Source organism: Streptomyces monashensis, from assembly GCF_001866665.1.
Lineage (GTDB): Bacteria > Actinomycetota > Actinomycetes > Streptomycetales > Streptomycetaceae > Streptomyces > Streptomyces monashensis.
Window position 1 is genome coordinate 23186 of sequence record NZ_MLYO01000054.1, and the last position, 21942, is coordinate 45127.

Genomic DNA, 21942 nt, shown 5'->3' on the forward strand with positions numbered 1-21942 from the left:
AAGGAAGGTGACTGCGGTGCTCTCATTGCTCTCATTGCTCTCATTTCCCTCATGGCAAGACCTGGACTCCGGTGATCGGCATCTCGTCGCGAGCGGGACGGGCCGATGACCCTCGCGCGGGCTCGCTGCTGGTACGAGCTGGAAGAACGGGACGACGGCGTCGTACGCATCACCGAGCCGCACGCCGACAAGCTGGTGCGGGCCAACCTGTGGTGGCTGCGCGGCTCGGACCGCGACCTCGTCGTGGACGCGGGCCTGGGCGTTGCCGGCCTGCGCCGGCACATCCCCGACCTGTTCGAACGGGACCCGCTCGTCGTCCTCACCCACGCGCACCTGGACCACGTCGGCGGAGCACACGAGTTCCGCGAACGGGCAGCCCACGAAACCGCCGCAGAGGCCCTCGCGCAGGGCGTACCCGCCAGCCTGTACGGCCCCGAGCTCTACTCGGAACTCGGCATGGACCCAGCCGGAGAGGACCTCCCCGGCCTGCTGATCGACGCGCTGCCCCACACCGGCTACGACCCACGCGCCTACCGCGTGGAGCCGCTCACGGTGCACCACCCGCTCCGGGACCGGGACGTGATCGATCTGGGCGGGCGCTCGTTGACCGTCCTGCACCTTCCCGGACACACCCCCGGCTGCGTCGCCCTCCTCGAAGAACGCACCGGGGCACTGTTCACCGGCGACGTCCTCTACAACGGCCACCTCATCGACGACCTCCCCGAATCCGACCCGCCAACCTATCGGCGCAGCCTGGCACTTCTGGCCGACCTGGACGTGTCCATCGCCCATCCGGGCCACGGCCGCAGCTTCGACGGGCACCGCCTGCGAGAACTGGCACACAACTATGTCCACGCGACCAACACGTAGGCCCGCCCTGTGCCGGGGCTGCGGACCGCCGAGGCGGTGATGGGCCGGTTCATCGAGGTGGAGCGAAGCGGGCAGGCGGACGATCCGGTCACGGCTGAGGAGTTGGAGCGGTCGGCCGGCCGGGTCACGAGGGCGCAGCAGACCTGGGCCGGCATGCGGTCGGCGAGATCGATCGCCCCCGGCGGCGCGGTCGCGGTGGTCGGCGCGGGGCTGACCGGACTGGAGACCGCCTCGGAACCGGCCGAGGGCCATCCCGGGCTGCTGGATGCCGAGGGCACCGGCGAGCGATACCTGGACCGGGCCTTCATGGACCTCCTGAAGGACACCATGAAGGTCTCCGACGCGCGTTCAGTGCCAGGGCCGTGGCCGAAGCGGGCGTCAGGAGACTCACTGTCGGTTGCCCCCGCGCGGGAAGTCTCGGCGGACCACGTCGCCTCGCCGGTCACACTTCGCCGCGGGCCCGCCGTCCACCGGCGCGGAGCACCGGCCCGGAGCCCGTCACCGCGGGCGATGTCAGACGGTCAGGACGATCTTTCCCCGGGTGTGGCCTGCCTGGCTCAGGCGCCACGCCTGGGCGGCCTCGGCCAGCGGCAGTGTGTGCTCCACGCGCACCGTGAGCCTGCCCGCGTCGGCGAGGTCGGCGAGGGCCGCAAGGTCGGCCGCGTCCGGGCGCACCCACACGTAGTGGCCGCCCTTCGCCGCTGCCTCGCCATCGGTGATCGACGCCACCCGTTCGCGCTCCTTGAGCAGCTGCTGCGAGACGTCCACCGCGCCGTCGCCGACGAAGTCCAGGGCCGCGTCCACGCCGTCGGGCGCCAGTTCCCGTACGCGGTCGGCGAGCCCGTCCCCGTAGGCGACCGGCTCCGCGCCGAGCTCGCGGAGGAAGCCGTGGTTGCGTTCGCTCGCGGTGCCGATCACCCGGGCGCCGAACGCGACGGCGATCTGGACGCCGAGCGAGCCGACACCGCCCGCCGCGGCGTGGATCAGCACGGTCTCCCCCTTGCCGAGGCCCACCCGCTTGATGCTCTGGTAGGCGGTGAGCCCCGCCAGCGGCGCCCCCGCGGCCTGCTCCCAGGTGAGCGCGGCGGGCTTCCTGGCCAGGGTGCGAACGGGGGCGGAGACCAGTTCGGCGTACGCCCCGTTCTGGGCCCAGTCCTTGCGGACGTAGCCGAAGACCTCGTCCCCCACGGCGAACTCACCGGCGTCGAACCCGGCCCGTTCCACGACGCCCGCGACATCCCAGCCGGAGATCAGCGGGAACCGGACCTCCATGATCGGATCCAGGTACCCGGCGGCGAGTTTCCAGTCGACGGGATTGACCCCCGCCGCCTTCACCCGGACGAGGACCTCGCCGGGCGCCACCTTGGGATCAGGCAGGTCCATCAGCCGCAGGTCGTCGGACGAGCCGTACTGTTCGAGTGCAATGGCCTTCATGATTCACAGTGGCTTTCCGGGCGGTCGGCGCATCCCGGCCGAGTGGGGGCCGGCGCGTCTGAGGTCGGGTAGCTGAGCGCTTGTGCCTCGAATCTAGAACCGCCGACGTGTCCGCACCAATGGAAGACCCGGTATCAGGTGTCGATGAACCGATGTCTGATACGGGGACGGACGGCCGGTGGCTGCCCTGTGGATCTCGTCGTCTCGACGCCCTGAGCGATCAGGACCCCATGGTTCCGGTCGCGGTCCACCGTCACCACGCAGACCCGGGCGCTGAAGGAACCACCTGGGCCGTGAACTGTTCGAACGCCGGGCGCGCGGCGTCACCCCGCTGCCTCATGCGGACGAGCTCGCCACGCAGCTGTCGGCTCCCGTGGACCGGCCGGCCGGCATCACCGGCGAAGGGCCGAGCGGGCACGCTTCGCCCGGTGCCGCTCCATCGCTTCGCGCACCGAGCGCGGCAGAGGAACCTCCCGGAACTCCCCCGTCTCGCCCGGCGCCGTCCCCGAGTGGACCCGTCCGTCCCCTGTCGCTTCGTGGTCAACCCCGCGAAACGATAGAAAGGTGGTATGAGCGGAGTTTCCGGTCGGTCCGGGCAGGACGCGTCCGATACGTCGGACGCGTCCCAGCGGGCCCATCGGCCCGGTCGGCGCCGTCGGGTCGGAGCACCGTGGCGGTCGGGCTCGCTGCTGAGTCTGCGCAGCCTCGCGGGACAGGTCTTCCTGCTCCAGCTGGCGGTCGCGATGCTGCTCGTCGCCGCCGCCCTGGTGGCTCTCGTCGTACAGGCGCAACGAGACGTGATGGCGGACGCCCGCAACCGGACGCTCACCGTGGCGCAGACGTTCGCGCACGCCCCGGGAACCGTGGCGGCGCTGGAGAGCGCGGACCCGACCGCGGCGCTGCAGCCGCCCGCCGAGGCGGCCAAGAGGACCACCGGCGTCGACGCCGTCATCGTGTACGGGCTGGACGGGATCACCCTCGCCCACAGCGACCCGCGGCAGGTCGGCAAACGCGTCATCGGGCCGTACGCGGCGGCGGCGACGGGCCGGCCGTTCACCAGTACGTTCCAGGGCGCACTGGGCCTCTCCGTGGTCTCGGCGGTGCCCGTCAGGAATCCCGGCGGTTCGGTCATCGCCATCGTCTCCGTGCCCGTCACGGTCGAGCGGGTGCAGCACAGGGTGAACCAGCAGCTGCCGGTCCTCGTCGTCGGCGCCGGCGTCGCCCTGGTCGTCGCCGCGGTCGGGTCGGCCCTGGTGAGCAGGCGGCTGCGGCGGCAGACCCACGGCCTGGGGCCGACCGAGATGACCCGGATGTACGAGCACCACGACGCGGTGCTGCACGCGGTGCGGGAAGGGGTGCTGATCGTCGGCGGTGACGGCCGCCTGCTGCTGGCCAACGACGAGGCCCGGCGGCTGCTGGCCCTGCCGGCGGACGCGGAGCGGCGGCACATCACCGAGCTGGGGCTGGACGAGGACCTCGCCGGCCTGCTGGCCTCCGACCGCCCCGCCACCGACGAGGTGTACCTGGCCGCCGACCGGCTGCTCGCCGTCAGCAAGCGGCTCACCGCACCGCACGGACCGGGCGGCAGCGTGGTCACGCTCCGGGACACCACCGAGCTGCGGGCCCTGACCGGCCGGGCGGAGGTGGCACGCGAACGGCTGCAGTCCCTCTACGACGCCGGGATGCGGATCGGCACCACGCTCGACGTGAAGCGCACGGCCGAGGAACTGGCCGCGGTGGCGGTGACCCGGTTCGCCGACGTCGCCACCGTCGATCTGCTGGACCCGGTCCTGCGCGGCGAGGAGACCTCCGCCGCGCCCGCCGGGAGCACCGAGCTGCGGCGCAGCGCCGTCGCCGGTCTGGACGCGGACCGTCCCCTCCACCCGGTCGGCGAGCTGATGCGGCCCGTCCCGAGCAACCCCGTCTCCGTGGCGATGGCCGAGGGCCGCCCGGTCCTGGTCGCGGACCTGAGCGCGTCCGGCGCCTGGCAGGCCCAGCACCCCGAAGGTGCCCGGCGGATCCTCGACCACGGGATCCACTCCATGCTCGCGGTGCCGCTGCGCGCCCGCGGCGTGGTCCTGGGCGTGGTGGTCTACTGGCGCGCGAGGGGCTCCCCGCCCTTCGAGGACGAGGACGTGTCCTTCGCCGAGGAGCTGGCCGCCCGGGCGGCGGTGTGCATCGACAACGCCCGCCGCTACACCCGCGAGCACTCCATGGCCGTCGCCCTCCAGCACAGCCTGCTGCCCCGCGCGCTGCCCCAGCAGTCCGCCCTCGAGGTCGCCTACCGCTATCTGCCCGCCCAGTCCGGGGTGGGCGGGGACTGGTTCGACGTCATCCCGCTGTCCGGTACCCGGGTGGCGCTCGTCGTGGGCGATGTCGTCGGCCACGGTCTGCACGCGGCGGCGACGATGGGCAGGCTGCGCACCGCCGTGCACAACTTCGCCGTCCTGGACATGCCGGTGGAGGAACTCCTGGGCCGGCTGGACGAGCTGGTGGCGCAGATCGACGCCGAGGAGGTCAGCGCGCCGGAGCACGAGCAGGAGGTGATCGCGGAGCCCGAGCAGGGCGTGATCACCGGGGCGACCTGCCAGTACGCCGTCTACGACCCCACCTCCGGGCGGCTGGCCGTCGCCAGCGCCGGCCACCCCGGACCGGCGGTGGTCCGGCCCGACGGAACCGTCGAGTTTCCCCGGCTGTCCGTCTCCCCGCCGCTGGGACTCGGCGCGGGCCTGCCGGTGGAGACCACCGAACTCACCGTGCCCGAGAACGCCCGGCTGGTGCTCTACACCGACGGGCTGATCGAGGACCGCACCCGTGACCCGGACGCCGGCACGGCGGCCCTGCGCGACGCCCTGGCCGGGCCTCCGCGCACGCCGGAGGCCACCTGTACGGCGGTCATGGAGGCCATGTTGTCCGACCGCCCCCGGGACGACATCGCGCTGCTGGTGGCCCGCACGCGCCGGCTCGGGCCGGATCAGGTCGCCGAGTGGGAGGTGCCCCGTGACCCCGCGGCGGTGGCCCCCGTGCGCACCGCCTGCGCCCGCCGCCTGGCGGAATGGGGGCTGGAGCAGGTCGTCTTCACCGCCGAGCTCATCCTCAGCGAACTGATCACCAACGCCGTCCGCTACGGCGCCGAACCCATCTCCGTACGACTGCTCCGCACGGAGCCGGACGGCAGCCCCGATGCGGGCACCCTGATCTTCGAGGTCGCCGACGGCAGCAGCACCTCGCCGCGGTTGCGCCGGGCGAAGGTCACCGACGAGGGCGGCCGCGGGCTCTTCCTGGTCGCCCGGTTCGCCGAACGCTGGGGAACCCGCTACACCGCCACCGGCAAGGTCATCTGGGCCGAGCAGTCCCTGGAACACGACGCCACGCCGGAGGCGGAGGGACTCGGCGATCCCCTGCTCGACCAATGGGACGACATCGCGCTGTAGAAGACGGTGCACCCGTGCCGCCCGGACGGCATTCCGCCGTCGAGGCGGCCGGGTACGCTGGCCTCGATGACCATTTTGTCGGCGTTTGTCGGCGCCGGGGAGCCGAACAGGCCGGAAGGCGCGGCGGGAGGCCCGCCGCTGCGGCCCCGGTGGCGCCGCCGGCGGCAGCGGGGCGAGGTGACCGCCTCGTCCACCCACGTCCGGGAGCAGCCGTGACCCCACCGTGTGCCGGAACAGCGGCGGTCGTCGGCTGCTTCGCTCTCGCGGCACTCGGTCTGAGCGCGTGCGAGAGCCCCCCGGCCGCCGGCCCCGTGAAACCGTCGGTGGCCACGTCCGCCGAGAGCGTGGGCGGCATGCGCGCACTGATCGCCGCGGCGCAGCGGGAGGGCGCGCTCAGAGCGATGGCGCTGCCGCGCGACTGGGCCGGTTACGGCAGCCTGATCGACGGCTTCGAGAAGAAGTACGGGATCAAGGTCACGGTGGAGAATCCGCTGGGCCACAGCGAGGACGAGATCGACGCCCTGGCGAAGAGGGGGAACCGGCCGACGGCGCCGGACGTGATCGACGTGGGCGACACGTTCGCCCGCAAAGCGGCGGCGCGGAACCTTCTCGCGCCGTACAAGGTGGCCGCCTTCGATCAGATCCCCGGTGACCAGAAGGACGCGAAGGCCCGCTGGACCAACAACTACGGCGGCTACATCTCCATCGGCTGCGACGCCCGCCGGGTCACCCCCTGTCCGCAGACCTTCGCCGATCTGCTGAAGCCCGCCTACAAGGGCAAGGTCGCGCTCGAGGGCGACCCGCCCCGGTCGGCCACCGCCTTCGCCAGCGTCTACGCGGCCGCGCTGGCGAACAACGGGTCGTTCGACGACGTCCAGCCCGGCCTCGACTTCTTCGCCGAACTCGACAAGCGCGGCAACTTCAACCCCGTCGCCTCCGACGCGGCGACGATCACGAGCGGCCGGACCCCGATCAGCATCAACTGGGACTACGTCAACCTCGGCTACGCCGACCAGCTCCGCGACAAGGGCGTGAAGTGGCAGGTCGCGATCCCCTTCGACGGCAGCTTCGCCCAGTACTACGCACTGGCGACCAACAAGCGCGCCCCGCACCCGGCGGCCGCCCGCCTGTGGCAGGAGTACCTCTTCAGCCCGGAGGGCCAGAACCTCCGGCTGCGCGGCTACGCCCGCCCGGTGCTCATGGACGCCATGCGCCAGGACGGCACCCTCGACACGGCCGCCGCCGCACGCCTGCCGACGGTCGAGGGAACGCCCCAGTTCCCGACGGACGCGCAACTGGAGAAGGCGAGGGAGACGGTCACCCGGGGCTGGGCGAAGGCCGTCCCCGGCTAGGGCCCGTCAACGAGGTGTGTCCCGCCGCTCAGAGTCCGGCCCCCGGCGGTGAAAGGCGGACCTCGCCCGTGCCCAGGGCGATGACGGCGCGGGGGCGCATCGGTTCGTCACCGTGCCGGGAGAGCAGGACCACGTCCTCGACCACCGCCGGCAGAGTGCCGAGCCGGGCCGCGCACTCGGCGGCGAGGCGCCGCGGGTCCTGGGTCCGGCCGAGCGACAGGTGCGGGGTGAAACGGCCGCCACGCGCACCGCAGAGCGGGAATCGCGCCTCCAGCGCCCGGTGCAGACGGGCCCAGGGCGCCGCGCCCGCCGACGCCGGATCGAGCCACACCGTCGCGTAACGCCGGTGCCGGAAGTACCGCACCCCGCCCAGGTGCGCCGCGAACGGCGCCGTCTGCGCCGCCCCGGCGCGAAGCAGCGGCACCGCCCGCGCGAACTCCTCCTCCGGCACGAAGCCGAACAGCAGATTCACATGCGGCGGCCAGCGCCGTACCTGCGGATCGTGCTCCAGGCGGATCTCCTGGATCGCCGGCCAGAGCTCCGGCGGCGGCAACCACGCCACCGCCGTCCGGGCCGTCGGCGCCGCCTCGAGCACGTCCACCGGCTCGGCCCCGCCGGCATCCGCGTTCCCGTCCACACCGCCCTCCTCCGCAGCACGTCCCGATCGGGTCCAGGGCTCAGGGCCGGGCCCGGGCGATGAGCAGTGCCACGTCGTCCTCACCGCCGGACGAGCGCAGCAGCTCCAGGATGCGGTCGCAGGTGACCTCCAGATCGTGGCCGCATGTCGCGGTGAGGGCGTCGAGAAGGGCGTCCAGGCGAGCGTCGATGGGTTCGCTCCGGGTCTCGACCAGACCGTCGGTGTAGAGGACCAGCGCGTCGCCGGGGCGGAAGGCGATCGTGGCGGCCTCGAAGGGCACCCCGCCGACACCCAGCGGCGCGCCGGTGGGCAGGTCCAGCAGCTGTGCCGCCCGGCCGGCCCGCAGCAGGGCCGGCGGCAGATGGCCGGCCAGGCAGATCTCGCACTCGGCCCGGTGCGGGTCGTAGACGCAGTAGATGCAGGTGGTGATGGTCTGCTCGATGCCTTCGGTCAGCCGGTCCAGGTGATGGAGGGCCTCGGCGGGGGCGAGGGAGAGCTCGGCGAACGCGCGGGCGGCGCTGCGGAGTTGCCCCATGGTGGCGGCGGCGTTGATGCCGCTGCCCATGACGTCCCCGACGACCAGGGCGGTTCGGTCGCCCTGGAGGGGGACGGCATCGTACCAGTCGCCGCCGATCTCGCTCGCGGCGCCCGCGGGTTGGTAGCGGCAGGCGACGTCCAGGCCGGGCAGCCGCGACGGGCGCTCCGGAAGCATGCTGCGCTGGAGGGTGAGGGCCGCATGGCGCTGGGCCTGGTAGCCGCGGGCGTTGTCGATGCACACCGCGGCCCGGGCGGCCAGCTCACCGGCGAGGAGGGCGTCGTCGTCGTCGAACGGCACGGGGTTCCGGGTGCGTGCGAGGTCGAGGGCGCCGAGGACTTCGCCCCGGGCCAGCAGCGGTACGGCCAGGTAGGAGTGCACGCCGCCCGCCTCGAGGGCGGCGGCGGCCTCGCCGTGCCGGGCGATGCGCTCCAGATCCCGACGGGTGGTGCGGGGCACCAGTACCGGTCGGCGGGTGCGCACGCACCGGGTGATCAGACGGTCGCTGTCGTAGACGGCGAGTTCCCCCGGCGGGTCGGCCGCGTGGACCGCCTCGGTGGGGTGGGCGGCGCTGACCGCGAGGGCACGGAAGAGGGCGGGTCCCTCACCCGGCGCGCTCCGGCGGTCGAGGGCGCTGTCGAGCACGTCCACGGCCGCCACGTCGGCCAGGTCCGGTACGACGACGTCGGCGAGCTCGCGCGCCGTCGTCTCCAGGTCGAGGGTGGTGCCCACGCAGGCGGAGGCCCTGGCGATCAGGGCCAGCCGTCGCCGGGCCAGTGCCGCCTCGGCAGCGGCCCGGTGACGCTCGGTGACGTCGATCACGGAATAGGCCAGTCCCAGCACCCGCCCGCCGGAGTCCTCCAGCCGGTAGTACGACACGGACCAGGCATGCTCGTGGTCCGGGTCGCCCGGCGGACGGCAGACGATGTCCCGGTCCACGACCGGCTCGCCGGTCTCCAGGACCCGGCGCAGTCGTGCCTCGGGGTCCGTGTCCAGGTAGTCCAGGATCTCGCCGACCGGGCGGCCCAGACGCTCGGCGGCGGACTGTCCGGTGATGCGTTCGAGCGCCGGGTTCACGGCCAGGTACCGCAGGTCCGGGTCCAGAATGGCCAGCCCGACCGGGGACTGGGACACCAGACACATGGCCAGGGCGGCATCCCGCTCGACCCGCTCCACAGCGGCCTGGTCCGCGATGAGGCCCAGGGCGTAGACGTCACCGAGGTCGTCCAGCAGCCGCATGTTGCGGAACTCCACGAGGCGGGTGCTGCCGTCCTTGTGCCGGATCGGGAACGCCCCTGCCCAGTCGTTGCCGGACTCCATGACCTCGGCGAACACCTTGATCACCGCGTCCCGGTGCTCCTCGTGGACCGTCAGCCGGGCCGCGTGCTGACCCAGCGCCTCCACCGCGGTGTACCCGAACAATTCCTCGGCCTTCGGGCTCCAGAAGACCACCTGGCCCTGCGCGTTCAGCACCACCGCGGCGACACTGAGCAGATCGAGCAGGCCGCTCGGGGGCGCGGCGGCGGGACCCGTCACCGACCGGCCATGGCCTGCTCGGAAAGAGTCCATCGTGCCCATGCCTCATTGTCCTTCCCGCTCGGCGCCTCGGCGCTTGCCGTACCGGCGGGTGTTCTGCCTTCATCCATCGTCGGCCCAGAACCCGTCAGCACACACCTGGGCGGGCCAGGGCCCTGCGGAGCCGGTCCGGCGACGGCAGGCCGAGGAGGCGGCACGACAGGCTCGGTGCCTCGTCCGGGCGGGCGAACGGATCGGCGCCGTCGACCAGCAGCGTCGGTGAGCCGTGCATGCCCAGGTGCTCGGCCTCCTCCGGGTCGGTCACCTCGCGCCAGGTCACGGTGACGTCGGTACGCCCCTCCAGGACGAGGGTCAGGCGCTCGCGCAGCGGCGCGGTGTGCGGGCACGCCGGCACGACCAGGACCGTCAGTTCCATGACCGCAGCGTAGCTCCGCGCGACAGGCCGCTCACGGGCGCGTACCGGCCCGCCGTCGTGCCGTCCCCGATCCGGACCCGGCGCGGCAGCCAGGGGACGGCCGCCACCGGACAGGCGATCCGGACGCCGACGGCCACCGTCCACGGGTGTGCCGGGTCAACTCCCCCGGCCGATCACGGCGGTTCGGGCGTGTCCCGGTGGCGCCGCTGCTAGCCTGCGCGCAGACGCCCTGGGCGCCCGAGGTACCCGGACGGCGCCCGAGCGGAATCCGCGTGGGGGCAGGGAGGAGCCGACGGTCGTGGTCCAAGCGTTCGCCGTGTACCGGGACGCCCTGCGCGAGGCGTGGGGCGACTGGTGGCTGACCTGGCCCCTGGTCCACAACGTGGCCGTCGGGGACGTCCTGCACGACGCCAGGGGTTCCGTGCGCACGGCCGGGACGCTGGGCGACCGGCGGATCACGTGCGAGGAGACGGCACCGGCGGCCCGGGGTTCGTTCGTGTACGACGCCGGGGGCGGTGTCGACCTGCGTTTCAAGGCGTCCGGCGCCACCGACCCGCTGTTCTCGGCCCTCGTCGACGCGGACGCCGGTGTGCTGCTGCGGTTCGCCCGGGAGCGGGCGGCACTCGTGGCGTACCGCGGCATGACCGGCAGCGCGGTCACCGACACCCGTGCCCTGGCCCGCGCGCTGGTGCGCCGCTACTGGGAGGGCCGCTGGGACGCGGACCTGCTCGCCGTGACCGAGGTGGTCCGGGCCGAGGCCGCCGCCGTGCTGGTGGCCGCCGGTGCGGGAGCCGCCGTCGAGCTGCGGCTGACCACGTCCGCGGGCGTCGGCCCGCTGTCCCTGCTCGACCTCGCCGGCGCGGCACGGATCGCGGGCAGCCGGCACCTGGGCTTCCAGTGGATCGGCGCGTCCGTCACGCCGCTCCACCGTGTCGTACGGCTGCGGACCACCTGGCTCGGCGGGGTGCGCGAGGAGTACGGGCCGGTCCAGCCGGGGCGCGGCCTGGACGCGGAGCCCGTGCCGCCCCTGCTGCTGGAGCAGGCCGGCGACGACCCCGCCGCCGTCCTCGAATTCCCGCCCCAGCCCCTCCCGGCGGCGGATCCGACGACGCCACCGGCCCAGGACGCCTCCTGACCTCCCCCGCCCGGCGCGCCGCCGTCCGCGAGCACGCCGTCGCCGGGCTGGAGGCGGAGCTGCGTCAGTGGGAGGCGGTGAGCCGCGCGGGCGGACCGCTGGAGAAGCACCGCAGTCAACTCGACGCGGTCGGCGCGCTGTTGGGTGCTGCGGTGGCCGACGTGCGCGTCCGGCTCACGGACGGGCGCGCCGCCCAGGTGCCGGGGCGGGTGCTGGACCTGCACCACGTGTGGGACTTCTACCGCACCCGGTTCCTGCTGCGCCAGGTACGTGCGTACCGCCGCTTCCTGGACGTCGCCGACGAGCTGGCCTGGGAGACGTACGGCCCGGCCGTGCGGCTCGCCGGCGCCCGGCCCAAGGAGCCGCCGCTCGTCGGCTTCAGCCGGGCGGCCTCGCCGCGGGCCCACCGCAGGGGCGGCGCCTACCACGATCTGCTGCCCCGGGGCGGCATCCACACTCCCGAGGGCCGGGCGGCCGCGGCCCGGCTGCCGTTCCCGGTGATCGACGTGCCCTGGTCCTTCGGCTCCCATCTGCCCGCCCTGCTGACCGTGGCGCACGAGGCCGCCCACCACATCGACGACGACTGCGGCCTCGGCGCGGAGATCGCCGAGCGGGTGTCGGACGCCGCTCTGGCGCCGGACCGGCGCGCGCACTGGGGGCGCTGGGCGGGCGAGGCGTTCGCCGACGTGTGCGCCGCCGTGCTGTGCGGCCCCGCCTACGCCGCCGTCCTCGCCGATCTCCTCGACAGCGGCGACGACGAAGACGGTGAAGACGGTGAAGACGGCGTGGACGAGCGGGACTTCGACGGCCCGCACCCGCCCCCGGAAGCCCGGCTGCGGCTGGCCGCTGCTGCCGCCCGCCTCGCCGGACACCCGGACACCCACGACCGGGATGTCGAGGACGGCACGGACGCCGAGGACAGCGGGTACGGCCCTGAGGCGGACGTCGTGGCGCGGGCGTTCATGACGGACGGCTGGTCCGGGCTGCAGGGGCTGTCGCTCGCCGAACTGCTCGTCCCCGAGCGCGCGTCCGCCGGCGCGGCCGTGCCCGAAGGGGCCCGGCGACTGCTGGCCGGGGGCCCCTCCCGGTGCTCCTCGACGGCCGGGGTGCTGGCCGCGGCCGCCCTGGCCTTCCGGTGCGAGCCGGCCGCGTACGACCGGCGGGAGGTCGGCGAGCGCGCGGTCTCCGAGGTGCTGGCGCTGCGGGCCGCCGGCTCCCGTGCGGGCGGCCGACCGGAACCGCGGAACGAGGAACGCCACAGCGGCGCCCACCACGCGGCGGGCCGTGCCCTGCTCGCCGCGCTCGACGCCACAGGCGGGTCAACTCGTCAGTGATCACGACAAGTTGACGGGACGGCAGAGGTACGCTGGTGGCGGCGTGCCGACCGGACGGGGGACGGCGGATGGGGATGCGGTGGACACCGGCGGTGCTGCACCGTGAGCGGCACGGGCGGGTGCAGTGCCTGCTGTGTCCCTTCCGGTGTGCGCTGAAGGACGGTGAGACGGGGCTGTGCGGGGTGCGCCGCCGCTCCGGTGGCCGGCTGGAGACGGCGACGTTCGCGTCGTCCGTACGGCACTGGGACACCCTCGAGCGCAAGCCGCTCTTCCACTACCGCCCGGGCACACCCTGTCTCACCCTGGCGGCGCCCGGCTGCACCTTCGCCTGCGACTACTGCATCAACCACCGCATGTCCCAGTACGGCCGTGAGGACTCCGTGCGCTGGGACGCCGAGCCCGTCGACCCCGAGGACGTGGCCGCGGAGGCCGCCGCGCGCGCGGGCTGTGTCGCGATCTCCTACACCGAGCCCTCGCTGGCCATCGAACTCACGGCCGCGCTCGCCGAGTCGGGCCGCCCGCTCGGGGTGGACGTGGTCTGGAAGAGCAACGGCTTCCTCACCCCCGAGGCCGTCGACCTCGCGGCACGCCATGTCGCCGCCGTCAACATCGACGTGAAGACCCTCGACGAACGCGACCACCGCGAACTCACCGGCGCCCGGCCGGGACCCGTCCTCGACACCCTCGCGGGCCTGCGGGAGCGCGGGGTCTGGGTGGAGGTGTCGACCCCGCTGATCCCCGGCCTCACCGCAGGGCCGGGCACGCTGCGCCCGATCGCCCGGGCGCTCGCCGCGCTGGATCCCGCGATCCCCTGGCATCTGGTCCGGGCCACCCCCGCCCACCGCCGCACCGGCCACGCGCCCACGCCGGTGGCCGACCTGGCGGCCGGGGTGCGGATCGGGCACGAGGCGGGGCTGCGGCACGTGTACGTGGAGCGGGCCCTCGGCGCGGACGGCCGGGCCACCCGGTGCGCGGGATGCCGTACGACCGTGGTGGCGCGGGACGTCTGGGCGCTGGGCGAGAACATCCTCGACGACGGCAGGTGCCCGCGGTGCGGCACCGTGACGGAAGGACGATGGTGAGGCGATGACCGAGTACCGGATGGTCGAGCACATTCCCGACCTGATCCAGCCCGAGGAGTACGAGGAGCATCCCGAGGGGCGTCTGGTGCGGATCAGCATCCGTGTCGACGGCGACGGGGTCCAGGTGCTCGGCGACGCCTTCCGGCCCGAGGTGCTGGAGCAGTTGCTGGAGCGGCTGGGCCCCGACGCGATCGAGCAGATGCTCTGCGGCTGAGCGGCGGCACGGGTTCAGTCGTCCGAGAGCAGTGCCGTCAGCGCCGCGCGCAGTTCCTCAGGGGCGGGTTCCGGCGGCAGGACCTGGCGGTGCCGGGCGGGCTCGCGCCAGGGGACGCTCGGGTAGTGCACGCGCAGTTCCCGCAGTCCCGGCCGGGGCACGGGCCGCAGGTAGGGGTGCGACAGCAGGACCATCCGGGGCGGCCCGGACAGGTCGGCGGTGAGCCGGGCGGCGACCACCTCGGCCTCGCGGAACGCGGCCGGCACATCGCCCGCCGACAGCGGTCCGGCGGCCCACACATGGACCAGGTCCTCGGGGCCGAGCAGCAGCCGGGACCGCCAGGGCTCGCCGAGCGGAACGAGCGCGCAGGGCCGGCCGAGCCGGAGCACGGTGACGGCCATCAGATGGGCGGCCAGCCGCAGCACGGAGCCGACCTTGCCGTGCGTGGCCGGGGTGTCGTCCAGCACCAGCACCAGCCCGTGCGGATCGCGCGGCAGCCGGCCGCTGCTGGTGCGGTACAGCAGCTCGTCCCGGGCGTGCCGGGCCCGCAACAGCTCGGTCGGCAGGGCGAGTTGGGTGGGCAGCAGCCGGGTGGCGGGGCCGTGCCGGGCCAGTCCGGAGCGGCCGGTGCCGCCGGCGCCGCCCATGGCGAGCCCGGTGTCGCCGTCCAGGAGGCGCAGGCCGAGCAGGGCGCGCTGGGCGGGTCCCGGCGGGGTGAGGGAGAGGCGCAGGCGGCGCATCCGGGCGGGCAGGGTGGGATCGACGGCGACCGCCTCGGGGCCGAGGATGCGCAGCAGGGCCACGAGCCGGTCGTCCACCGTGCCCAGGGCGGCGGTCAGTTCGGTCAGGGCCGGGGCGGAGGCGCGGGCGGGGACGGAGGAGCCGGTCAGCGCCCGGCCCAGCGCCTGGGCGAGGTCGGCGGGGGTGACCTCGGGCGGGGCCAGGTACGCCGGGGCGGCGGGCAGGTCCGCCACCAGCAGCAGCGCAAGTCCCGCCAACGCGGGCCCCGGCCAGCCCAGTTCGCGCAGCGCGTGCAGGCCGCGGTGGTCGGCGAGGGCGCGCAGCCGGGGCGGGACGGTGCCGCGCAGCAGGGCCAGGACGTCGCCGAGCAGGTCCAGCGGTACGCCGAAGCCGTGGACGGCCGCCAGCACGCCGAGGCGGACCAGTTCCTCCTGGCCGCTCGGCGGGACCGGCGCGGCGGCGGTGCGCGGGCCGCCGGTGAACAGCTCCCAGAGCACCGCGGCACCCGAGTTGTAGGTGGCCGCGAGCTGGTCGCCGACCGGTGACCAGCGCAGCGTCCACAGATGCCCGCCGACCCCGTCCGGGGGCACGAGCACGCGGATACGGCGTGGCTCCTCGGTGTCCCAGACCTCGGCCACGGAGTCCTGTTCGGCGGTGGCGAAGGCCAGCAGCCGGGAGTCGGCGCACCAGGACAGCGCGGGTGCCCAGTCCCGGCCGCCGGCCTCGCCGAAGATCCGCAGGCGCTGCCAGGTGCCGGTGTCCCAGACCACGACCGGGCCCCCGGCGCTGCCCGCGGTCGCGGCGAGCCGGCTGCCGTCCGGGGACCAGGCCACCCGGCACACCAGGGCCCGCGGGTCGGGCCAGTCGAGGACGTGCACCCGTCGGCAGCGGCCGCCCGCGCCGACGCCCCAGACGACGACGCGGCCGCGGGTGCCGGCGGCGAGCAGGCGGCCGTCCGGGGACCAGGCGGGCCGGCGCACCCCGTCTTCGACGGGCAGCCGCTGCGGTCCGCCGCCGCCCGGGCCGAGGTCGTGCACCTGCAGCGTGCGCGGGTCGGCGCCCGGTTCGGGCACCGCCCAGCGCAGCGGACGCACGGGGTCGGCGCTGACCGCCTGCCCCGCGGTGCGCTCGGCGAGCACGGTGCCGTCGCGCGGGTCCACGAGGCGGTTGACGCCCTGTTCGTAGTGGGCGGCCAGGACCACCACCGGGCGGTCGCCGGCCAGGCAGGCGGCGTCGTACCAGCCGTGCGGGAAGCTCGGCACCGGTGCCGAGCCGTGCGGTCGGGTGGCGTCGGCGCCGTACGCCAGGATGCGGCCGGGGCCGGACTCGCACCAGTGTCCGGCGCCGTCGGGCGACCACACCAGGACGGGCGCGACACAGCCGGCGCCCGCCTCGGGCAGCCGCAGCGCGCGCAGCACGCCCGGGGGCCGTTCCCCGGTGCGGGTGTGGACCTTGCCGACGGTCACGCCCATCGCGTTGGCCCAGCGGTGCAGCGCGGCCGGGCCGCGGCGCCGGTGCGAGCGCGGTACGGCACCGGTCGGCTCCCACACCGCGACCGTGTCGGGATCGAGCCGGGCGGCGAACAGTCCGCTCGCGGACAGGCCCAGTTCGCCGGGGCCGGTGACCCGGCCGGGCAGCTGCCCGAGGAGGTCCAGGCGCGGGCCGAGGACGCGCAGGCCCTCCAGCGCGGAGCCGGCGATCAGCAGGGAGCCGTCGTGGCTGAACGTCAGCGCGTTCATCCGGTACGGCACGAACTCGCGGGCCAGTTCCCGGCCCGAGCCGGGGTCCAGCAGCCGCAGTCCCGCGTAGTCCTCGACGGCGATCGTCCGGCCCTCCGGGGAGCAGGCGACCCGGCGCAGGCCCTCGAACAGCCCGCCGAGGGTGCCGGTCATGGTGCCGCCGTGCGGTTCCCACAGCTGCGCGGAGGTCGCCGTGGCCACGCACAGGGTGTCCTGGCGGCCCGGGATCCAGCAGACCTCCGCCACCGGGTCGACGCCGCGCAGCCGGGTCACCGTGCCGTCGGCGCGGCCGAGCAGCAGGACGTCGCCCGAGCCGAGCCCGGCCGCGAGGTGCCGGGCGTCGGGCGACAGGGCGAGGGCCGTGATCTCGCCCTCGGTGTGCAGCGCGGCGGGGAGTTCCACGGCGTCGCCGGTGTCGGCGTCCAGGAGGACCGAGCGGCCCGCGCGGAGCAGGAACAGGCGGTCGCCTTCGGGGCTCCACACGGCGGCGTCGGTGCCGGAGTGCCGTACGGTGCCGGGGGGCGGGCCGGGCCAGGGCAGCCGCCACACGACGCGCCCCTCGTCGTCGTAGCGCACGACGTCCTCGGCGTGCACCACGACCAGCCCGGTGCCGTCGGGCGACAGGCACAGGCAGCGGGCGTCGGGTGCGGGCACGGTGAGGATCTGCTGGGCGTTCCAGGCGCCGGCGGCCGGTGTGCTCACCGGCCCTCGCCCAGCTCGGCCGCGGCGCGCTCGTACATCTGGGCGGCGCGCTGGAAGTGGCCCGCCTGTTCCAGGAGTTCGGCGGCCTCGCGGTACTCGCCGCGCAGGGAGTGCTCCATGGCGGCCTGGTTGAGCCGGCGCCGCTCGGCCTCGGGGGTGCGGGGCGCGGCCGGGGCGGCGGGCTCGGCCTCCGGTACGGCGGCGGCGACCCGGTCCAGCAACTCCCGTGCGGGGCCGGACAGTCCGGCGGCGAAGGCGGGCGGCTCGGGCAACCACAGGTGCCAGGCCGGCCGTACGTCCTCCAGGCGCAGCCGCCAGGCGCCGTCCCGGCAGAGCACGGTGACGACGTCGGGCGCGAGGCCGAGGACCTCGTCGCGCGCGGTGTCGGGCAGCGGCGGGTTGAGGACGCAGCCGCTCTCCAGGTACAGGGCGCCGGGGCCGGCCTGGTAGACGGGGACGCCGAAGGGCAGGGTCTGGCAGAGTCCGGGGGGTTCGGTCACCAGGTGGCGGCCCGGTCCGAAGGCGACCACGGCGGTCTCGTGCAGCGGCCTGGAGCGCAGGAAGCGGCGCAGCAGGGTGAGTTCGGCGTCCGCGATCAGTACGGCGTCGACCCGGTGCGGGGCGCGGGCGCTGGTCACCAGGCGGACCGGTACGGCGGGGCCGAGGGGCGGCACGGGCACGGAGGTGCGCGCGGGCTCCCCGGTGGCCAGCAGCGGGCGCGCGTCGAGGAGTTCGCCCGGCCGCTCGTCGTCGCGGGGCCGCCACTGCCAGGGCGTGCCGGCCCCGGCGCGCTCCACGACGAGGTGCCGTCCGAGCGGGATGTCCTCCAGCAGCACGGCGTCGTCCAGGGGCAGCCGGAGCCGCAGGTCGACCAGGAGCCGAAGATCCGGGTCGGCCGCCCGGCAGGCCACGGCGTGGGGCAGCCGGCCGCACGCCTCGACCAGCCCGGCGGGTACGGCACCGGACGCGGCGCTCAGCCGCAGCAGCAGCCAGCCCGGGTCGCTCCCGCCGCCCTGGCCAAGGCGCTCCACGGGCTGGAAGGTGATCGCCACCCCGGTGGCCAGGCAGCGGCGCAGCAGCCAGCGGGCGAGGGCGCCCGGGGCGAGGACGACGACCTCCCTGAGCCCGGGGGGCGGGGTGTCCTCGGGGCTGTGCGCGGCCAGTTCGGCGAGGCCGAACCGGTCCCATCCGGCGACGGTGGACAGGTGTCCGACGGCCCGTGCGGAGCGGCCTCCGGGCCCGTCGTGGCCGTGCGCCGTGTCGTGGCCGGGCGCGTTGCCGTGTCCCGGCAGCCCGTCGGGCCACAGCAGGCCGTCGGTGTCGGCGTGGCAGGCCAGGCCGCCGTAGGCGGGGGCGAGGGCGAGGGCGGGCTGTTGTCCGGGGTGGAGCAGGGTCCACACGGCGTGGTCGTGGGGTGATCTGCGCAGGGCCCGCGGGCCCAGTTCCACCGTGGCCGCGACATGCCCGAGGGCGGCGCGGGCGGAGGGGAAGCGGACCGCGACGGACCAGCCGGGGGGCGCGCCGGGCTCCCCCGGGTCGCCGCCCGCGGGTTCGCCGGGCGGGGGGTCGTCGGGCGGCGCGGGCGGCCCGTCGTGACCGCCGGGGGTCACGGGGACCGCGGTGAAGCGGGGCGGCGGCACCTCCGCGGACGCGGGCCCGGCGGGCGGTGGCGGCGCGGCCGGCTGGGGCGGCGCGGGCGGCTGCGCGGGAAAGACGAACGGGAACGGACGCTTCTTGCGCCGCCAAGGAGTGGTCATGGGTCCCCCGATGAGTGGATCTGGTGGTGCCGCCGCTCGCGCGCCCGCCTAGGCCGCGACCGGGTCCGGCGGTGCGGGTGCGGTGGGTACGCCGGTGGTGTCGCCCAGGTGCTCCGCGGCCCAGTGCTGCCAGCGCTCGGCGCAGCCGCCGACACCGGCCCGGTAGGAGGCGGCGAAGACGAGGGCGCCGAGGTCCGGGCGGTGGATCAGGACGGCCGCGACCACCGCCCACCGCTCGACGTCGGCCCGCTCCCGGGCCGGGGTGAGCGAGCCGATGCGCTCCGGCACGTCCGCCAAAGTGTGCAGCAGGGGTCCGCTGTCGCCGTAGGCCCGGGCGGCGGCAAGCTGCCGGCCGAGCCGGCGCCGCAGCCGCTCGCCCGGGGTCTGCGCCCGTGCGGTGGCGAACAGTTGCTCGGCGGTGGCGAAGGACCGGGTGAGGGTGACCAGGGTGAAGCCGGCGCGCAGCAGGTCGCCGCCCGCTTCGAAGCAGGCGGCGGCCTCGTCGTAGCGGTGTGCGGACAGCAGGCACTCGGCGGCCCGGGTCGGCCGGCGGGCGCGCTGCCAGCAGTCGGCGGCCCGCGTCATGTCGCCTGCCTGTTCCCACAGTTCGGCCGCCTTCAGCGGGTGGCCGGCCTCGTCGTGGCAGCGGGCGGCCTGGGCGTAGTCGCCGGTCTGCTCGTAGCAGTGGGCGGCGCGCACCAGGAGGTCGGGCGGTCGCGTGCTCACCGGAGGCGTTCCCGCTCGGGGGGCGTCTCGCCCGGTTCGTCCCGCTCGTGCGGCCGCGGCGGCTCGGGGACGGGCTCCCGGCCGGGTACGACCTCCTCGACGCCGGGCCTGCGGTCCAGCACCCGGCCGAGGCCGTGGGCGATCTCGTCGTGGGCGGCGTCGTGGTCGCCGACCCGGGTGGCGCGGCCGATGTCGTCCACCCGGAACAGCTCGACCTCGCCGGTCTCGGCGTTGTACCGGAACTCGACCCTGACCCGCATCGCTCAGGCCTCCATCTCGAACCGGATGTTGAGCATCCCGTCCGTCTCGTCGACCCGCAGGTCCTGTGCGCCGTGTTCGCGGGCGTACGTCACGATGGCGTCGCGGTAGGCCACGGCCAGTACCTCGTGCACGGGCCGCAGGAGGCCGGTGCGGGCGTCGCGCAGCCGGGCCGCGGCATCGCGCTCGAGTTCCTCGCGGCGCCGGCCCGCGCCGGCAGCGGCCCGGCGTTCGGCCTCGGCGCGGGCCTCGGCGTCGATGTCGTCGCGCTGGTCCGCGAGTTCGCGCTGTCCGGCGAGGCGCTGCTGTTCCTCCTCGCGTGCGATCTGCTCGACGGCCTCGCGGTCGGCGCGTTCCTGGGCCTGCATCCGGGCGGTGCGCTCGGCCACCGACCTGCTCAGCCCGCCCCAGCTGTCGTCGTAGTACCGGGCGCTCTCCTCGGCGACGGCGTTCACCTCCACCGTGCCCTGCAGGGTGCGGGTCACCTCGGCCTCGGCGGTGACGACGTCGGTGAGCCGGGCGGTCATCTCGATCTCGCCGGTGGCGAGGTGGTAGACGATGACGCCGTGGTCCGTGTCGAGCCGGTAGGCGTCGTCCTGCCAGGTCCAGCGGGTGTCGGCGCCCAGCGCGGACTCGAAGGCCTTGCGGGCCGGGACACCGAGCAGGGTCCCGAACTCCTGGCGCAGGGTGGCTTCCGCGGCCACCTCGGTGCTCACGCTGGCCGTGCGGCTGATCTCCTCCTGCCACATGCGGGTGAGCCGGCTGGAGGCCCGGACGCGGACGCGTCGGGGATTGCACATGGTGGGGTACCCCCTTGTGTGTTCCCGCCCTCACTCGAACTGGTCGAGCAGGGCGTTCACTTCGGCAATGATACGAGACAGCTCTGCCTCGGTCCCGGTGTTCACCGGCGGATGTTCCCGCAACTCCCGTGCCAGGTCGGCGAGTTTGTGCAGTCCTTCGACGACGCTCCACTCGCTGGGCTGTCGTTCGCCTCTGAGCGGGGCGCGGATCTCGCGGGCGTCGAGCAGGATCTCGTGATCGGAGCGGCGGCGCCGGGCCGGTTCCCCGCCGTGCTTCTCGACGACGGCCTGTACGGCCTCCTCGACGGTGGTGCGGTCGGCCGGGTCGGTCCAGATGTGGGCCAGCGGCCACAGGTCGGCCGGCTCGGCGGTGCGCGACTCGCGCAGCAGCGCGGCCGCGGCGACCAGCTTCAGGCTGCGCACCAGCCGGCGGTCCGAGAGCCGTACGCCCTGGATCAGCAACTGCCGTACCAGTTCCCGGTGTTCGCCGAGGACGGGATCGAGGTCGACGTCGCGCAGCCGGAGGGTGAGCCGGCCGAGCCGTTCGACGGTGACCGTGCCCGAGCCGCTGTCGGCACCGGCGGGGACGGGGCCGCCCGTGCGCCGCGCCTCTTCGGCCGTGTGCACGGCCTCGGTGAACCGGCGGGTCTCGTGGCCCCAGCCCACCTGGAGCAGCCGTTCCAGGTCGGTGCCGCCGACCGGTTCGACCTGGAGGCGGAGCAGGAAGCGGTCGGAGAAGGCGGTCAGGCCCGGGTCGTCCGGTATGTCGTTGGTGGCGCCGAGCAGGCTGATCAGCGGGGCGCTCTGGGCCGTGGCGCCGTTGTGGTAGCGGCGCTCGTTGAGGAGGGTCAGCAAGGTGTTGAGAATGGCGCTGCTGCCCTGGAACACCTCGTCCAGGAAGACGAGTTCGGCCGTCGGCAGCATGCCCTCGGTGCGCACCTGGTAGGTGCCCTCGCGGAACTGCTCGAAGTCCAGCGCGCCGAATATCTCCGACGGCTCCGTGAACCGGGTGAGCAGATAGCTGAACCGGCGGGCCTCGACATGCCGGGCGAGGGCGGAGATCAGCTCGCTCTTGGCGGTGCCGGTGGGGCCGAGCAGCAGTGCGTGTTCCCGGCAGACCACGGCGAGCTGCAGCAGCCGTACGGCCCGCTCGCGACCGACGAACTCGTCGCCGAGCCGCCGCCGTACGTACTCCAGGTCCCTGATGGTGTCGACGGTGTCCTGGCCCCAGCTCACCGCGC

General features: G+C 74.9%; 19 protein-coding genes. 8 read left to right on the forward strand and 11 right to left on the reverse strand.

Annotation, left to right across the window (positions count from 1 at the left end; all coding sequences use genetic code 11):
* The first annotated feature begins 105 nt into the window (after positions 1-105).
* A complete protein-coding gene (locus tag BIV23_RS29650; protein WP_079173475.1) occupies positions 106-870 on the forward strand; it encodes an MBL fold metallo-hydrolase in 765 nt (254 codons plus the stop codon).
* Here the strand turns inward: BIV23_RS29650 and BIV23_RS29655 are convergent.
* Together BIV23_RS29655 and BIV23_RS29660 are read right to left on the reverse strand one after the other, a co-directional pair.
* Positions 846-1148 (reverse strand): hypothetical protein, encoded by a 303-nt coding sequence (locus tag BIV23_RS29655; protein ID WP_143079141.1) that lies wholly within the window; start codon positions 1146-1148, stop codon positions 846-848. The genes BIV23_RS29650 and BIV23_RS29655 overlap by 25 nt on opposite strands.
* A 235-nt stretch (positions 1149-1383) precedes the next feature.
* Positions 1384-2304, reverse strand: a complete 921-nt coding sequence (locus tag BIV23_RS29660; protein WP_071384061.1) for an NADP-dependent oxidoreductase — start codon at positions 2302-2304, stop codon at positions 1384-1386.
* A 569-nt stretch (positions 2305-2873) separates the two neighbouring features.
* On the opposite strand from BIV23_RS29660, the gene BIV23_RS29665 reads away from it, so the two are divergent.
* From BIV23_RS29665 to BIV23_RS29670, 3 genes are all read left to right on the forward strand, one after another.
* Positions 2874-5738, forward strand: a complete 2865-nt coding sequence (locus BIV23_RS29665; protein WP_079173476.1) for a SpoIIE family protein phosphatase — start codon at positions 2874-2876, stop codon at positions 5736-5738.
* A gap of 66 nt (positions 5739-5804) precedes the next feature.
* On the forward strand, positions 5805-5954 hold the full coding sequence (locus BIV23_RS52340; RefSeq protein ID WP_245790700.1) for a hypothetical protein: 150 nt from the start codon (positions 5805-5807) through the stop codon (positions 5952-5954).
* Complete coding sequence (locus BIV23_RS29670; RefSeq protein ID WP_071384062.1) at positions 5951-7090, forward strand: ABC transporter substrate-binding protein; 1140 nt, start codon at positions 5951-5953, stop codon at positions 7088-7090. Before BIV23_RS52340 ends, BIV23_RS29670 begins: the two co-directional genes overlap by 4 nt.
* Positions 7091-7118: 28 nt before the next feature.
* Here BIV23_RS29670 and BIV23_RS29675 read toward each other — a convergent pair whose 3' ends face one another.
* The 3 genes from BIV23_RS29675 to BIV23_RS29685 all read right to left on the reverse strand — a co-directional run bounded on the left by BIV23_RS29675 (position 7119) and on the right by BIV23_RS29685 (position 10213).
* Positions 7119-7727 carry a 2'-5' RNA ligase family protein gene (locus BIV23_RS29675; protein WP_071384063.1) on the reverse strand — a complete coding sequence of 203 codons (609 nt, stop codon included), beginning with the start codon at positions 7725-7727 and terminating at the stop codon, positions 7119-7121.
* A 40-nt stretch (positions 7728-7767) separates the two neighbouring features.
* Complete coding sequence (locus tag BIV23_RS29680) at positions 7768-9840, reverse strand: SpoIIE family protein phosphatase (protein ID WP_071384064.1); 2073 nt, start codon at positions 9838-9840, stop codon at positions 7768-7770.
* A gap of 85 nt (positions 9841-9925) precedes the next feature.
* Entirely contained in the window at positions 9926-10213 is a 288-nt protein-coding gene (locus tag BIV23_RS29685) for a hypothetical protein (protein WP_071384065.1), read from the reverse strand.
* A gap of 298 nt (positions 10214-10511) precedes the next feature.
* Between BIV23_RS29685 and BIV23_RS29690 the strand changes: the two genes are divergently transcribed.
* The 4 genes from BIV23_RS29690 to BIV23_RS29705 all read left to right on the forward strand — a co-directional run bounded on the left by BIV23_RS29690 (position 10512) and on the right by BIV23_RS29705 (position 13978).
* Positions 10512-11348, forward strand: a complete 837-nt coding sequence (locus tag BIV23_RS29690; RefSeq protein ID WP_071384066.1) for a hypothetical protein — start codon at positions 10512-10514, stop codon at positions 11346-11348.
* Between the two features lie 77 nt (positions 11349-11425).
* Entirely contained in the window at positions 11426-12682 is a 1257-nt protein-coding gene (locus BIV23_RS29695; protein ID WP_071384067.1) for a hypothetical protein, read from the forward strand.
* Positions 12683-12756: 74 nt separating this feature from the next.
* A complete protein-coding gene (gene amrS / locus BIV23_RS29700) occupies positions 12757-13764 on the forward strand; it encodes an AmmeMemoRadiSam system radical SAM enzyme (protein WP_071384095.1) in 1008 nt (335 codons plus the stop codon).
* 4 nt (positions 13765-13768) lie between these two features.
* Positions 13769-13978 carry a radical SAM-modified peptide, FtsH ternary system-associated gene (locus BIV23_RS29705; RefSeq protein ID WP_071384068.1) on the forward strand — a complete coding sequence of 70 codons (210 nt, stop codon included), beginning with the start codon at positions 13769-13771 and terminating at the stop codon, positions 13976-13978.
* A gap of 14 nt (positions 13979-13992) precedes the next feature.
* Here the strand turns inward: BIV23_RS29705 and BIV23_RS29710 are convergent, their stop codons facing one another.
* Genes BIV23_RS29710 through BIV23_RS29735 form a run of 6 tightly spaced genes read right to left on the reverse strand, consistent with a single transcriptional unit; the run spans position 13993 to position 21937 of the window.
* Entirely contained in the window at positions 13993-17160 is a 3168-nt protein-coding gene (locus BIV23_RS29710) for a WD40 repeat domain-containing protein (protein WP_071384069.1), read from the reverse strand.
* Positions 17157-18917, reverse strand: a complete 1761-nt coding sequence (locus BIV23_RS29715; protein ID WP_143079142.1) for a hypothetical protein — start codon at positions 18915-18917, stop codon at positions 17157-17159. The genes BIV23_RS29710 and BIV23_RS29715 overlap by 4 nt, the downstream gene beginning before the upstream one ends.
* Before the next feature lie 48 nt (positions 18918-18965).
* Positions 18966-19643 carry a hypothetical protein gene (locus tag BIV23_RS29720; RefSeq protein WP_071384071.1) on the reverse strand — a complete coding sequence of 226 codons (678 nt, stop codon included), beginning with the start codon at positions 19641-19643 and terminating at the stop codon, positions 18966-18968.
* Positions 19640-19903, reverse strand: coding sequence for a hypothetical protein (locus BIV23_RS29725; protein ID WP_071384072.1), 264 nt, complete (start codon positions 19901-19903; stop codon positions 19640-19642). Before BIV23_RS29725 ends, BIV23_RS29720 begins: the two co-directional genes overlap by 4 nt.
* A 3-nt stretch (positions 19904-19906) precedes the next feature.
* Positions 19907-20701, reverse strand: a complete 795-nt coding sequence (locus tag BIV23_RS29730) for a hypothetical protein (protein WP_071384073.1) — start codon at positions 20699-20701, stop codon at positions 19907-19909.
* 30 nt (positions 20702-20731) lie between these two features.
* Positions 20732-21937, reverse strand: coding sequence for an AAA family ATPase (locus BIV23_RS29735; RefSeq protein ID WP_071384074.1), 1206 nt, complete (start codon positions 21935-21937; stop codon positions 20732-20734).
* Between the last annotated feature and the right edge of the window lie 5 nt (positions 21938-21942).

Excerpts from the sequence above, each read along its gene's own strand:
- BIV23_RS29715 (WP_143079142.1), bottom strand. The coding sequence starts at position 18,917 with ATGACCACTCCTTGGCGGCGCAAGAAGCGTCCGTTCCCGTTCGTCTTT.
- BIV23_RS29730 (WP_071384073.1), bottom strand. The coding sequence starts at position 20,701 with ATGTGCAATCCCCGACGCGTCCGCGTCCGGGCCTCCAGCCGGCTCACC.
- BIV23_RS52340 (WP_245790700.1), top strand. The coding sequence starts at position 5,805 with ATGACCATTTTGTCGGCGTTTGTCGGCGCCGGGGAGCCGAACAGGCCG.
- BIV23_RS29725 (WP_071384072.1), bottom strand. The coding sequence starts at position 19,903 with ATGCGGGTCAGGGTCGAGTTCCGGTACAACGCCGAGACCGGCGAGGTC.
- BIV23_RS29650 (WP_079173475.1), top strand. The coding sequence starts at position 106 with ATGACCCTCGCGCGGGCTCGCTGCTGGTACGAGCTGGAAGAACGGGAC.
- BIV23_RS29705 (WP_071384068.1), top strand. The coding sequence starts at position 13,769 with ATGACCGAGTACCGGATGGTCGAGCACATTCCCGACCTGATCCAGCCC.
- BIV23_RS29685 (WP_071384065.1), bottom strand. The coding sequence starts at position 10,213 with ATGGAACTGACGGTCCTGGTCGTGCCGGCGTGCCCGCACACCGCGCCG.
- BIV23_RS29660 (WP_071384061.1), bottom strand. The coding sequence starts at position 2,304 with ATGAAGGCCATTGCACTCGAACAGTACGGCTCGTCCGACGACCTGCGG.
- BIV23_RS29665 (WP_079173476.1), top strand. The coding sequence starts at position 2,874 with ATGAGCGGAGTTTCCGGTCGGTCCGGGCAGGACGCGTCCGATACGTCG.
- amrS (WP_071384095.1), top strand. The coding sequence starts at position 12,757 with ATGCGGTGGACACCGGCGGTGCTGCACCGTGAGCGGCACGGGCGGGTG.
- BIV23_RS29680 (WP_071384064.1), bottom strand. The coding sequence starts at position 9,840 with ATGGGCACGATGGACTCTTTCCGAGCAGGCCATGGCCGGTCGGTGACG.